This is a genomic window from Paenibacillus sp. FSL R5-0713 (assembly GCF_037973325.1).
GTDB lineage: Bacteria > Bacillota > Bacilli > Paenibacillales > Paenibacillaceae > Paenibacillus.
In genome coordinates, this window is sequence record NZ_CP150229.1 from 6,520,257 (window position 1) to 6,534,753 (window position 14,497).

The window sequence follows — 14,497 nt, forward strand, 5'->3', positions numbered from 1 at the left end:
TAAGGGATTGTTCCATATAAAGGAAAGCTACTGATCCACGCCGAATACGTCCTTAGGTGATAAATGATGATAACGATTCGTGTACTCCAAGTTCCAGAAGTAATGCCTGAGGCATACTGGAATCATTTTCTGTCCCAAGTCTCGGCAGAGCGTCGCACCCAGGCTTCACGTTTTGTTCGTCAGGCTGATGCGTATCGCTCCGTGTTGGGAGAAATATTGACTCGTGTGAATTTGAGCAGGTTAACTGGCCTAAGGCCAGCTGAGCTTTCTTTTACCCGTAATCCCTACGGCAAACCTTCCCTCAGCCACCATTCGGATGTACAATTCAACGTCTCCCATTCTGGTGACTGGATTGCTCTGATCTCCGGCGGTACCGATGAACTGGGTGTGGACGTCGAGAAATTAGCCCCCATTGACATGCAGATTGCAGAACGTTTCTTCTCTCCAACGGAGAGCCAGTTCTTGTCCGCCACGCCTGACGATCGTCGGCTGAATACCTTCTACCGTCTATGGACGCTGAAGGAAAGTTATATCAAGGCAGTGGGTATGGGGTTGTCCATACCGCTGGACTCCTTCGCCATCCTGCCGGATGAGGGCGGAGTTTGGTATTGCGAGCAAGCCGGGGCATATCGCTTTCTCAGTCAGCGACTGGACGATGGGCATATGCTTGCGGCATGTTCGGCTGGGGGAGAGCTGCCAAGCCAGCCCAAGATTGTAACCTTGGAGGGTCTATATACGGAGTTGATGTAGTGTTCGGCTAGTTGCGGCTTATTAGGGGATCGTGAAGTATAGTTTGGATTTGGTTTTCAGGCTTGGGGTTTAGGGCCGGGTTTTGGGGGTCGGGGTTAAGATTGGGTTCATGCCCTAACGAACCTGACACGCCTTATGGGCTTCAATTACACAGGTCTGGCATTCTAAGGAACCCTACGCACCCTATATGCTCTAATATGTCCTTTTTCACGTTGATATTGCCGAATTCTGCAACAATAAGGTATCTGAGGTTGGTTAGTTTTCCCAAAACACTAAAAATCCTCTATTAAGAGGTGATAGATTCGTTAGAATCTCTCACCTCTTCCTGCAAATCCTGCAAATAAATAAGTGACTAACCAATTAACTAACCAACCCAAAAAAAAGCGAGTCAATCCGGCGACAAATGAACCAAGTCCCGTATGACTCGCTTTTTTTTATCAAAACCCTATCAGGTAGAACCGTCTACTTGTCTTTCGTTGCTTCATTCGCAAACTCAATCCTATCCTTCTTGCTGTACCACCGATTCAGAACTCACAGCCGATGAACGATTCAACTTGCCAAACAATCCTCCAGCTGGCGTCTTTCGTATCGTGGCTGCCGCGTCAGCATCCCGGATCTTCAGGGCAAACCACAGCCCGATGAGCAGAAATGCTGCTGCCCCCAGCAAAGCCAAACGGTACGCCAACATATTCGACTCCATCGCGCCTGTAGCAGTCACCGTTGTTGTACCTACACCTGCCAGAACAGCAGAGAGTAAAGCCATGCCGATGGCTGATCCCAGACGATTTTGTACCGTGAACCAAGTAGAAGCTCTCCCCATGGATGCAGGAGGAATCTGGGCGAATGCAGCGATCTGTACCGCCCCTACCGTCTGTCCCAGGAAAATTCCCACACCGAACAATAATGAACGAATGAACCACGGGTTCGTATCCACTGTGATCTGACTAAGCGTGATGAAAATGACTGCCGTACAGATCAAACCCATCGAGATCAGCTTTCGCGGGCCCAGCCGCGGATAAGTCCAAGGGACAAGCTGAGAAGCAATCATCAGTCCCAGCGCTTCTGGGAATGTGGTAAGTCCTGTTTCCAACGCAGAGGCCTGTAGTACATTTTGATACATTAATGGAAACACATACAGCATGCCCAGCAATCCGGCTGCCCCACATACGGATACCAAGCCTGTATAACGGAACAGTCGGTGCTTCAGCAAACGCAGATCAAGCAACGGCTGCTTGGCGCGCAGCTCGACCACGACGAGCAACGTCAGCAGCAGAATACCTGCAAAGCCCGCTCCCATAATAAGCGGTGACGTCCAGCCTCGCAGCGGCCCCTGACTGAGCGCATACATCATCAGTGCGAGTCCCGGTGCAGATAATAACCACCCCGGCAGATCCAAAGGACCTGCTTCCTGTTCTCGGTGCTCCTTCAGATACAGCATGCCGAAGATCACGGCTGGAATACCAACAGGCAGATTCACATAGAAAATCCAGCGCCATGACAGTTGATCCACGATCAATCCGCTCACAATCGGCCCTAAGGCTGGAGCAAGGGCAATGGGCAGCACCAACATGCGAGATACCTTGGCCCGTTCCTGCGGTGGAAAGGTCCGAAACAGCATCGCCATCCCCACAGGTGTAAGCAGACCGCCCCCTGCTCCCTGCAAAATGCGGAAAAATGTCAACGTGCCTAGTTGATCAGCTGTGGCACACAGCGCAGAGGACACCGTAAACAGTGTCAGCGCCGACAGGAAAACCCGTTTCGTGCCCCATCGGTCACCAAGCCAGCCGGCGACAGGCAAAAATACTGCCAAACTCACCAAATAACCTACATTTAAGGTACCGGCAGCAGCCGGCGGAATACCCAGTTCGTTACTGATGGTTCGCAGCGCCACGTTTAAGACCGTTGCATCCATGGCAACCATAAACATCGCCAGAACATAGACAATGCTCACAATTGCCTTTGGATTCAGACGAAACCTCATCTGCCAGCCTCATGAATCATGCCAGGCATCCCCGTTTCATCACAGAGACTCAGAGGCTTCAGGTCTGTCCACTGCTCCGCAATGTAATCCAGACATACACGTCGTTTGGCTTTCCCCAGCACCAGGGTCCAACCTGCCGGTACCGGAATGGATGCAGGCCACAGCGAATACTGTCCTTCATCATTCATTAACACCAGATAATTGCTGTCTTCATGTTCAAAAGGGTTGCTCATCAGCTTATCCTCCTATTTGTGTTGAATGTTACGATTCTTGTTCAGCATCTCCAGCCGGATGGACAGGGTACGGCAAATTTCCTCCAATGGCCCCGGCTGACAAAGATCTTTGTGACGACAGGCAATATCATGACGTTCCAATTGGCCTCCAATGAATGCATTCCACATCTCGGGTTCAATCGGATCGAACCAGTCGGGGATAATGGTAGAACGGAAGAAGATCAGGTCACCTTCGAATCGGGATGGCGTGTAAGCCCCCAAGATCCGGACGGAATTTTCATAGGTTTTCCGGAGCTTCATGATCGTCTCTTCATCCAAACTAGCAAGTGCACTGCCTTCGCTACGAAGAATACGCATCGCTGTTGCCATATCCAGCGGCCCATCCCCAATACTGTCCGGATCATATCCGCCAAGTGCAAGCAATGCCGTTAAAGCTTCTTCCTCATCTGGTTCCCCGCGAATAGGCAGATAGTGACTCGGATACGCATCCAGCATGGCCAGAAACTCTACTTCCTCTCCTTCAGACTGAAGCTGCACGGCCATAGCCTGTGCCACGTTGCCGCCCAGTGACCAGCCAAGCAAACGATAAGGGCCTTCGGGCTGCACAGACCTGATGTGACGGATGTAATCCGCTGTCATATCCTCCAGTGTTGACGGGAGCACCTCGTACTCGGCAATCCCTCTTGCCTGCAATCCGTACAGCGGATACTCCATACCCAAGTGTTTCATCAACCCGGCATAACACCAACTGAGTCCTCCCGCCGGATGCACACAGAATACAGGCGGATGCTGCCCATGAGTCCTCAGCGGTAACAACACTTGAAGCGAGCTTTTCCCGGAATCGGCACCCATCTCCAATCGCTCGGCCAGACCAGCCACCGTGGCGGTCTCGAACAGAATGCCGATGCCCGGCTCCTTGCCCATCGCTTCACGAATTCGACTCATCAGGCGCACCGCAAGCAGCGAATGACCACCCAGTTCGAAGAAGCTGTCATCAATACTCACACTCCGCAATCCCAATACTTCGGCAAACAGATCACAGAGAATCTGCTCCTGCGGATTGCGCGGTGCTCGGCCATCAACCGAACATTGCATCTCTGGTGCAGGCAACGCTTTACGATCCAGCTTGCCATTTGGCGTAAGTGGCAGGATGTCCATCCAAACAACCGCAGACGGAACCATATAATCCGGAAGGCTCGCTGCCGCATGTCGGCGTAACGCAGGCGTTTCCAGTTCCGCTTCATTGTCCGATGCAGGAACAATATAAGCGGCAAGACGCTTATCTCCCGGCTGGTCTTCACGAACGATAACAGCAGCCTGAGCCACGCTCGGATGTTTTGCCAGTACAGCCTCAATCTCGCCAAGCTCAATGCGGAACCCGCGGATTTTCACCTGTTGATCTGCTCGTCCCAGATAATCAAGCGACCCGTCATGCAGACGTTTGGCCAAGTCGCCCGTACGATACATTCGCGTGCCTGGTGGCCCATAAGGATCAGCGACGAATCGCTCTGCCGTGAGATCTGGCCGTCCCCAATATCCACGTGCCAGACCGGCTCCGGCCACATACATCTCTCCAGTTACACCTGTCGGTACAGGCTTCAGATTATCATCCAACACATAAACGCGCAGGTCTGGAATAGCGCAGCCAATCCAGCTGCTTACGCCTTCTGCAGCGCTGCCCGCGTGCAGTTCCTTGTAGCTGACATGAACCGTTGTTTCCGTAATACCATACATATTGATGAGTCTTGGAGTGTCATCCGCATGGCGTTCATACCAGTCATCCAAACGTCCCAGCTCCAGTGCCTCGCCTCCAAAGATCACATAGCGGAGCGCAAGCTGCTGTCCCCAGACCGGATTTTCCCTGTCAGCCTGCATCAGTTGGTAGAATGCAGATGGCGTCTGGTTCAGTACGGTTACCTTCTTTTCGGCGAGCAGTCGCAGGAACGCTCCAGGTGAGCGGCTAATCTCATGGGGAACAACAACCAAGCTGCCTCCATACAACAGAGGACCCCAGATTTCCCACACGGAGAAGTCAAACGCATAGGAATGGAACAACGTCCACACATCGCTCTCGTCAAAAAGGAACCAGTGCTGCGTAGCATCCAATAACCGGATGACATTCGCATGTGGAATCACGACACCTTTGGGTTTCCCTGTTGAACCTGAGGTATAGATCATGTAAGCCGGGCTCAGCGGAGTTACCCGTCCGTTCCGTTCATGGTCTGCCGGGTTTCGCTCATCCATGGATTCCAATTGCCCCTGGGTATGCAGATCGTCCATGTTGATACATTCAATATTCGCCATCTGCGGCAGCAGGGCGTATACATCTGTACTTGTAATCAACACTTTCGGCGCTGCGTCCGTCAGCATATGCGTTAAACGGTCTGCCGGATAATGCGGGTCCAAGGGCAGATAGGCAGCGCCCGTTTTGAGTACAGCAAGAATGGCTACGACCATCTCTACCGATCGAGGTAAGGCTAAAGCCACCATCTGTTCCGGCCCAGCACCTTCTGCGATCAACAGTCTGGCCAATCGATTAGCCCGTGCATTCAGCTCCCTGTAAGTCATACGGATATCCTCACAATGGAGGGCAACCGAACTGGGGTGAGCGGCTGCCTGCACTTCAAAACGCTCGGCTATGGTCAGCTGTGGACCTTCATCCGGTGAAGATATCCATTCCTTCTCAAGCTGGGCATGCTCTGAAGGTGTAACCAGGTCAAATCTGCTGATGCGTTCATCCGTCTGCTGTACGGCATCCTCAAGCACCTGCATTAACCGAACCACCAGCTCTCCAGCAGTCGATTCACGGTAGAGATCTGTACTATACTCCAGTACACCTTCAATTCCGGCTGGAAGTCCGTTCTGCTCCCGTTTCTCCGTCAGTTCAAGTGTGAGATCGAATTTGGATGAACCCAAACCGTGGATGCGAGTCTCCGCTTCAACACCTGGCAGGTCAAGACGAACATCTGGCGTGTTTTGAAGCACCAGCATCACCTGAAAGAGTGGATGTTTGGAACGAGATCGGGGCGGATTCAGCACTTCGACCAGCCGTTCAAACGGTAAATCCTGATGTTCATAAGCCGCAAGATCTGCATCCCGCACGCGGGCCAATAGCTCTCGGAAAGTAGGATCGCCCGAGGTGTCTGTACGCAGAACAAGCGTATTGATGAACATCCCCACGACATCATCCAGCGCATCGTCACTCCGTCCGGCAATCGGTGTACCTATCGCAATATCCGTCCCTGCACCCATTCGAGTAAGCAGCACAGATAACGCGGAGTGCAGAAGCATAAACAGACTGACTTTATGCTCACGGGCAACTATCGCAAGTTGCTCATGCAGACGTTGACTGATCGTAAACGGCACCGATCCGCCTCGGTAACTGGACACAACTGGACGGGCATAGTCTGCCGGGAACGTGATTTGTTCTGGCAATCCTGCTAGCCGATCAGTCCAGAACGCTAACTGCCTCGCGATCAGACTGTCCTGCCGCTTCTCATCCCCAAGCAGGCTCTCCTGCCACACCGCATAATCTGCATACTGAATGCGTAGCGGCTCCCAAGCCGGAGCGGACCCACGCAGACGAGCAGTATAGGCCTCCGACAAGTCCAGGATGAGCCTTGATAAGGACCATCCGTCCCCTGCAATGTGATGAATCAGCAACAGCAATGCATGTTCATCCGCATCCGTATGGAACAATTCCGCGCGTATACCCGGCTCGGTACTAAGCTCGAAGCTGTAACGTGACGCTTCTGCCAGCAGCTCGGGCAGTTTCTCAGACAAAGCCCGGGTGAGCTTCATATTCACCGTCACCTCTGATGCAGGGAGGATATGCTGGCTCGCCGAACCCAGATCTGGCGGATACAATGTGCGCAGCGTCTCGTGACGGGCAACAATATCTTGCAGAGCGTTTCGGAGAGCGTCCACATCCAGCTTCCCGGTCAACCGTGCAACCAACGGAATATTGTAGGTGGGATTAGCCCCCTCAAGGCAATAAAGGAACCATAACCGTCGCTGGGCAAAGGAAAGCGGAATCTCACCCGCACGCGGAACAGGTTGAATAACGGGTCTGACGGACTTCGCCTGATCCAGCTTTCGGGCAAGCCCTGCCGCTGTCGGAGATTCAAACACACTGCCGATGTTCAATTCAGCTCCGAATACATCACGCACTCGGGCTATAATTCGCCCGGCCAGCAGGGAATGTCCACCCAGTTCGAAGAAATCATCATCAATCCCTATGCGAGCTACACCCAGAATCTCTGCAAATAGGCTGCACAGGATCTCCTCCTGCGGTGTACGTGCCTCCCTTCCGTTTGCACTAGTTGTCAATGCAGGCACAGGAAGGCGTTTGCGATCGATTTTTTTGTTCGGTGTCAGCGGCATCTCTGGAAGCAGCATGAAGGCAGAAGGCACCATATAATCCGGTAACGCATCACCTACGTGTGCTCTGATATCAGCCAAATCCATGTCAGCTTGACGATCTTCAGCATCAGCCACAATATATGCCGCTAACCGCTGGTTCCCAGGTTGGTCTTCACGTGCCATGACCGTGACCTGTGCTACACCCGGATATCTGGAGATGACGGATTCAATCTCCCCCAGTTCAATGCGAAAGCCCCTGATTTTGATCTGATGATCTGCTCGTCCCAAATAATCGATGGAACCGTCCGGCAACCATTTAGCCAAGTCTCCTGTCCGGTACATTCTACTGCCCGGCTGTCCGAAGGGACTCGCGACAAAACGTTCTGCGGTCAGATCAGGTCTGCCCAAATATCCCCGTGCAAGTCCCTCTCCTGCGATATACAATTCCCCTGCTACACCCGGAGGGACAGGTTGCATACTCTGATCCAGCACATAGAGCTGTGTGTTACGAACGGGACCACCAATAGACGGTTTGCCTGAATGTCCTTTCCTAAGCGATGCAGCTGTAGAATAGATGGTTGTCTCCGTTGGCCCGTACTGATTATTGACCTGACACCCCAACGCCTCCAGCGAAAGCTTCAGTTCCTCGGATAAGGCCTCTCCTCCGGTAATCACCGTTACTCCGTCGAACCTTCCCGGGCAGCTCGCAACCAGAGACTGCCATAACGTTGGCGTAGCCTGCATAATCGTCGTCTCTTGCTCTCTCATCTTCCTGGCCAGTGCTACCGGATCAAGAATGGTTTCCTTTTGTGCGATATCCAGTCTGGCCCCAGTCGTCAGAGGCAGGAAGATTTCCAGTACCGAGATGTCAAAAGCAATCGTGGTCACCGACAGCCAGCGATCCTGCGGACCGACCTGTAGTCTCGTCTTCATATCTTCAAGCAGATTCGCTAATCCAAGATGGGTCACAGCCACACCCTTTGGTTTACCGGTAGAACCCGAGGTATAGATCAGATACGCAGGGTTGAGCAGAGAAGCCGTGCCTGACAGATCGTCATCTTCGGGATTGCTTCCCGACCGACCGCTCACTGCCTGTATACTGTCCGGTTCATCCATGACCAGAATCGGTACACTGGAAGCCTGCGGAATATGAGAGAAGTTGTTCATCACCGTCACTACACAAGCAGGCTTGGCATCCTCCAACATGTAGATGAGACGCTCTTGAGGATAATCTGGATCAAGCGGCAGATAGGCTGCTCCTGTTTTGTGAACAGCTACAATCGCGATAACCACTTCCAGTGAACGAGGCATGGCAATGCCAACTACCTGCTCAGGCCCTACTCCGTAAGTCTGTATCAGTTCATGTGCCAGTTGATTCGCACGCTCGTTCAGCTCTGCGTAGGTTAGCAATGACCCTTCGAATGTTATTGCATCTGCAAGAGGTGTACGCCGAACCTGCTGCTCGAATAACGCTGCTGAATTGCACTCAGCAACGGCATGTTGCGTCTGATTCCATCCTTCCAGCACTTGTTCGCGTTCGGCAGGGAGCAGAATGTTGATCTGTCCAACCGATATGTCTTCTGCCCCTTCTGACATCATGGATTGCAGGATTTGCACATAACGAAGCTGATGATTACGCAGTTCCGAATCCACATAGATCGAAGGGTTCGCATCAAAAGAAATACCCAGTCCATGACCATGTCCCTGGTCTACAATATGAATCGACAGGTCATCCACTGGACCGGTGGACAGATTATGGATCATGCCGCGTGCGCCTGCAAAATTCAACTCATGATGGAAGGGCATTACATTGATCATCGGTCCAAACAGACGCCGATTCTCTCCCAGAAGCTTGAGGTCCCGCCGCAGGTCCTGATGTCGGTATCGCTGGTGTTTGCGTACCGACCGAATCTCCTTCACAATCTGTCCCATCAATTCAGACAAGTTCATCTGCGAATTCAGGTACAGGCGGAGCGGAAGCACATTCATGACCATGCCCGGAACACGTAGAGATGCAGAACCCAATCGGCACATCACGGGCAAGGCCAGAACAACATCGTTGGACCCTGTCATTCGCTGCACATAGACCGCTGTTGCCGCTACACACAGATCCGGCCAAGTCGCACCGAACCTTCCCGCTGCTGCTTGCAATTGCTCCCGTTGTGACGGCGTGAAGACCGCACTCTGTCGTAAGAACTCGGTGGATGTACGCGAAACACTTTCACCCAGACTGACCACATCCGGTGCATCCGCGAATCGTTCGATCCAAAACTGCTGATCCTGCTCTCGACTGGTGGAGGTTGAGTACGCTTCATCTTCTTCCAGAACAGAAGTCAGTGATCCAAACGCTGCCGTTCCCTGTATCTGTCCCGCACCCTCTCCCTGAAAGCTTGCAGAGTACAAGCTGGCAACCCTGCGTGTGATCAGGGATACGCCGTACCCATCAATCGCAATATGGTGAATGCGCTGGTACCAGTAATACCGATCTTCGCTCACCCGGAACAGGGCTTCTGTGAAGAGTGGACCAACTGCCAGATCAACAGGCCGTGCCAGATCCTGCTTCATCCAGTTGAGCGCAGCCATATGAGGATCAGCCTGATTACGAACATCCATGACATGGAATGTCCAATCATTCCTATTGGTGCGCAGACATTGCCACGGGCCTTGCTCATTTTCCCCATATACCATATTCAGCGATTCGGCCTCCATCACGGTCTGGCGTACACTCTCCTCTAATAGTCCTATATGGATCTGACCTTCAATAACCACATACTCGGCCGTGTTGTACATCGGGTTGTCCGGATTCAACTGTTGGGCATACCAGATGCCCGACTGTGCAGAAGATAAAGGCCAAGCTGTGTTCCGACGATGCGACATCTGCACCGCCCCGCTCAAAAGTAGTCTCCGTTCGGCAGTACTTTCGGTTGGACATGATCAAGGAGTCTTGCCCAAGCGGCCAGTGTAGGCTGCTCCGCCAGATCAACAAAGGTAACCTCTGCTCCTTCCGCGCGAAAACGTTCAGCCAGACTCATCATGCGAATGGAATCCATTCCCCAGTTCTGAATCAGATCGTCATGCTCCCCAATGGAATCGGACTGCTCCTGTAACAGATCGCCAATCTGAGCTCGTAATGCTACCAACCTTGCATGATCAACGGCTTCTCGTCCTTGCTCGACAGACCCAATCTCCGCGGTGGATGCTGATTGCTGCTGCACCTCGGACGTAACTTCCTCTCCAATTCTGGTTGAGGCTGATGCATTCAGCAACGCAATCGAACGTTCGGTCGTTAGTGTTACCGCACATCGCTCTGCCGCGTACGTCAGCGCCATACGATGTTTTTCCGCTGAAAAATCAGCAACCGCATCGGCAATCAGAAACGCCTGAATGTCTCGCATGAATGCCTCACTTGACGTCATCAGACATCCGATATGCGCATATATGCCGCAAACCATCAATTGATCCCGGCCCTGCCGCTCCATCAATTCAAGCAGTTCTGTCTTCTGGAAGGCGCTGTAGCGCCATTTGGTCATAAAGATGTCCTGTGGAGCGGGTGCAAGCGATTCAACAATTTCTTTTTGCACAGGTCCGCCATCGATCCCTGCACCCCAGAAGTCCAGCTGTAGTCCGCGCTGCTCCGGTGTCTGCCCACCCGGTTGTGCCGAGTAGACCACGGGAATCCCTAGTTCATGACACGTTGAACGAAGTTGTGCAATATGATCAATCAGCTCTACCGCCGGGGATGCTCCCGCCGTAAATGCATTCATGAAATAGTTCTGCATGTCGTGGATCAAAAGTACTGCACGCTTCGCATCCGGGGTCCAGGATACCTTGTTGACCGGAAGCTCCGACGCTACAGGCATTGCATATGGTTGAATCACTGGAAGTGCCATGAATATCCCTCTTTTCAGCTTTATTGATCAGATCACGTTCAGCCATATCAGTTGAATTAAAGAATGTTTACACTTGCCACTCCGATGACAGAATAATCTTCCGATCGCTGTTACCCCCAGATTTTTTGATTCAATTTTACAAAGGTGGAAATCCGGTGATAGCGTATGCTTCCGATGTAGCTTTCTTGCAGAAAGCTTTTGGGCGAACGCTTCGCTTCTTCAGGTTATTTCTGCCCTCTACGTTCTTGTGTAAATGGTTAGTTCAACCGATACAGTGCAACGTGATTGAGAATTCTTATTTAGAAACAGGTTGCCCGATGATCAACATCTCACGTAATGCTTTTTTGCTGACCTTGCCTACTTGTGTCTTCGGAAAAGCGTCTACCCACTCAATCCGGTCCGGAATTTTATAACTGGCCAGTCCCCGATTGCGTAGAAAAGACTTGATCTCGGCCACCCCCGGAGCTTCACCGCTTGGCACAATAAATGCGCAAGAGCGTTCGCCCAGATACTCATCGGGCATGGATACCAATGCTGCATCATGCACGCCAGGATGGGCCAGCAGGTGATTTTCCACTTCCTCGGCAGCCACTTTATCCCCGCCACGGTTAATCTGATCCTTCGCCCGCCCTTCGACAACGAGATATCCGTCAGCCGTCAGGCTCGCAATATCGCCTGTGCGATAGAAACCGTCCGTAGTAAACGATCTGGCGTTATGTTCCTCGGCTTTGTAATAACCACGAATGGTATAGGGCCCGCGTGTCAGTAGGTGTCCGGCTTGTCCCTGCTCCACCTCAACGTCTTCGTCATCCACAATCCGCACCTCGTCATAGGGTGACATTGGTTTCCCTTGTGTATGGTTAATGACATGCTCGGAATCGTCGAGACGTGTGTAGTTCACCAGCCCTTCGGCCATCCCAAACACCTGTTGTAATGTACAGCCAAGAACCGGTTTGACGCGTGCCGCCACCTCTGCACTGAATTTGGCTCCCCCCACTTGAAGCACCTGGAGCGACGGAAGCTTGGTTCCTCGGGCAGCCGCTGCGTTGAGCCAGACGAGAGCCAGCGGCGGCACCAACGCCGTGATCGTTACCTGATGGCGCATAATCAACGGAAAGGCTTCATCCGGGCTTGATCCCCGTGACAGCACAATCGTGCCACCTGCGTACAACGTGCCCAGAATGCCAGGTGAGCTCATTGGATAGTTATGTGCTACAGGTAGTGCAGCCAGATAGACGCTTTCGGGACTGAGACCACACACCTCAACGCTTCTTCGTAAACTGTAAATGTAGTCATCATGAGTACGTGGGATCATCTTGGATAATCCGGTACTTCCACCCGACAACTGTAGAAAAGCAACATCCGAAGACATCGGTTCATCCGGCAGTGTGACAGGTTCTGCATAGACATCTTCCAATGCTGTAAACGGCCCGGCCTCTCCCGCCACGAAAATATGCCGAAGTCCCGGAACCTCTGCCTGTACCTCCTCTGCCAACGTGCGATAATCAAATCCGCCATCCTGATCCGGAATCAGATATGCTACGGCCTCGGAGAACCGAGCGAAATATGTGATTTCGCTCTTTCGATGCAAGGGAAGAGCGAATACAGGCAGCGCACCGATGCGGAATAAAGCAAAACATGCTTCAGCAAACGCTATAATATTGGGCAGCTGAAGAATAACCCGGTCATGCTGCCGTATGCCTTTGGCATATAAACCAGAAGCCAATCGATCCACCCGGTCATCCAGTTCTGCATAAGTGAGCTGTTGTTCACCGCTAATAACGGCTACCCGATTGCCATATAGATCAGCTCGCTGGCGAAGCATTTTCCCAAACGTAATCCCTTCCCAGCAACCCTCCTGCCGATAACGCTCTGCAACTTCCTCAGGCCAAGCCTGATATCCTGACAGCATTGCTCATTCCTCCTTCTGACTGGACACAGTCGAATCCAAACCCATCGCGAGCAGCATCGTTCTGAACTTGGCAGCAGTCTCTGCCAGCTCAGCTTCTGCCGTAGAACCTGCTACAATGCCCGCTCCAGCGAACAATTTCACAGCTGTGCCTTCCACTTCAGCACATCGGATTGTTACGGCCCACTCGCCGTCGCCCTCACTGTCGCACCAGCCCACCATTCCCGTAAATAATCCCCGGTCGAACGGCTCCTGTTGCTTAATAGCTGTCCGTGCAGCCTGTACAGGTGTTCCACAGATGGCGGGTGTGGGATGAAGAGCCAAAGCGAGCTCCAGTGACGTTGTGGCCGCGTCTGCCAGCTCCCCGTGTATTTCGGTAGATAAATGCCACATCGTGCGCGTCTGAATCAGCGAAGGTTCTGCTGGAACGGATAGTTGTCGGCATAATGGACGTAGCGCCTCCGCAACTGCTTCAATGACTACGGCATGCTCATGACGATCTTTGGCTGAGGCCAGCAGTGCCTCTGCACGGCGGCGATCTTCCGCTGGATCTTCACTCCGGGGTGCAGAGCCTGCCAGTGGATTGGCGCGTACATTTATTCCTTTGCGGGTAACCAACAGTTCCGGGCTTGCCCCGATGAAGGTGCGACTTGTTTTATTTTCAATTTTTCCATCTAGTTTAAATCGTTGTTTATTCGTTGTTATAGTACTTACAGACTGAGTTTGGCCCCTCATGGGTACTGCAAATGTATATCCATGTGTGTTGTCCCTGAACAGATTACGCAGCAATTGATAGGTGTCCACGAGGGTCTGCGAAGTCACCTCAAGTGTACGGGATAACACGACCTTGTGGAGATCACGCTGGTTCAGGTCAACCAATACGTTGTCTACACTTTGCTCATACACCTCCCCCACAGGAACCTCAACAACTTCACAGCCTACGGCTGCTGGCAGCTTTTGAATTAATGCACGTGATTCCGGGGGTAACGATTCAGCCCACTGCACCGTCTCAGGTACATATAACTCAGCAGCAGCATCCAGCGGATCAAATGGAATGGCGCCCACCACCATCGGGTTCGATTGACCAGCTTGTTTGGCCTTGTCCATAAGCTGTTGAATACCGTCTATGAAAAGATGTATCTCTTCCTTATATTTATGTTCCATAACTACAGCAGAATTGCTGAGATCTGATTGAATTGCGTGCTCCGTATGCAGCGGAGACCAACGAACCCGTTCTCCTTGCGCGAGCAAGGTATGTTGCGGTGAAGACCAGAAAAAGGACGTCCCTTCTCGATATTGCTCCAGAAGGTGTATGGCGGAAGTTACAGTGACCGTACCCGCTTTTGACATGATTCATCATCTCCTTATCTCT

7 protein-coding genes are annotated in these 14,497 nt (G+C 52.3%); 1 reads left to right on the forward strand and 6 read right to left on the reverse strand.

What is annotated here, in order from left to right:
• Window positions 1–63 precede the first annotated feature (63 nt).
• On the forward strand, window positions 64–750 hold the full coding sequence (locus MKZ12_RS29005) for a 4'-phosphopantetheinyl transferase superfamily protein (RefSeq protein ID WP_339257932.1): 687 nt from the start codon (window positions 64–66) through the stop codon (window positions 748–750).
• A gap of 499 nt (window positions 751–1,249) precedes the next feature.
• Here the strand turns inward: MKZ12_RS29005 and MKZ12_RS29010 are convergent, their stop codons facing one another.
• From MKZ12_RS29010 to dhbC, 6 genes are all read right to left on the reverse strand, one after another.
• Complete coding sequence (locus tag MKZ12_RS29010) at window positions 1,250–2,731, reverse strand: MDR family MFS transporter (RefSeq protein WP_339257933.1); 1,482 nt, start codon at window positions 2,729–2,731, stop codon at window positions 1,250–1,252.
• Entirely contained in the window at window positions 2,728–2,964 is a 237-nt protein-coding gene (locus tag MKZ12_RS29015) for an MbtH family protein (RefSeq protein WP_124116798.1), read from the reverse strand. The genes MKZ12_RS29010 and MKZ12_RS29015 overlap by 4 nt, the downstream gene beginning before the upstream one ends.
• A gap of 12 nt (window positions 2,965–2,976) precedes the next feature.
• Window positions 2,977–10,203 carry an amino acid adenylation domain-containing protein gene (locus tag MKZ12_RS29020; protein ID WP_339257934.1) on the reverse strand — a complete coding sequence of 2,409 codons (7,227 nt, stop codon included), beginning with the start codon at window positions 10,201–10,203 and terminating at the stop codon, window positions 2,977–2,979.
• Window positions 10,204–10,217: 14 nt separating this feature from the next.
• Entirely contained in the window at window positions 10,218–11,216 is a 999-nt protein-coding gene (locus tag MKZ12_RS29025) for an isochorismatase family protein (RefSeq protein ID WP_339257935.1), read from the reverse strand.
• A gap of 295 nt (window positions 11,217–11,511) precedes the next feature.
• Window positions 11,512–13,128, reverse strand: coding sequence for a (2,3-dihydroxybenzoyl)adenylate synthase (locus tag MKZ12_RS29030; RefSeq protein ID WP_339257936.1), 1,617 nt, complete (start codon window positions 13,126–13,128; stop codon window positions 11,512–11,514).
• A gap of 3 nt (window positions 13,129–13,131) precedes the next feature.
• A complete protein-coding gene (gene dhbC, locus MKZ12_RS29035) occupies window positions 13,132–14,475 on the reverse strand; it encodes an isochorismate synthase DhbC (protein WP_339238714.1) in 1,344 nt (447 codons plus the stop codon).
• Window positions 14,476–14,497: the final 22 nt, after the last annotated feature.

Excerpts from the sequence above, each read along its gene's own strand:
- MKZ12_RS29005 (WP_339257932.1), top strand. The coding sequence starts at position 64 with ATGATGATAACGATTCGTGTACTCCAAGTTCCAGAAGTAATGCCTGAG.
- MKZ12_RS29010 (WP_339257933.1), bottom strand. The coding sequence starts at position 2,731 with ATGAGGTTTCGTCTGAATCCAAAGGCAATTGTGAGCATTGTCTATGTT.
- MKZ12_RS29015 (WP_124116798.1), bottom strand. The coding sequence starts at position 2,964 with ATGAGCAACCCTTTTGAACATGAAGACAGCAATTATCTGGTGTTAATG.
- MKZ12_RS29020 (WP_339257934.1), bottom strand. The coding sequence starts at position 10,203 with ATGTCGCATCGTCGGAACACAGCTTGGCCTTTATCTTCTGCACAGTCG.
- MKZ12_RS29025 (WP_339257935.1), bottom strand. The coding sequence starts at position 11,216 with ATGGCACTTCCAGTGATTCAACCATATGCAATGCCTGTAGCGTCGGAG.
- MKZ12_RS29030 (WP_339257936.1), bottom strand. The coding sequence starts at position 13,128 with ATGCTGTCAGGATATCAGGCTTGGCCTGAGGAAGTTGCAGAGCGTTAT.
- dhbC (WP_339238714.1), bottom strand. The coding sequence starts at position 14,475 with ATGTCAAAAGCGGGTACGGTCACTGTAACTTCCGCCATACACCTTCTG.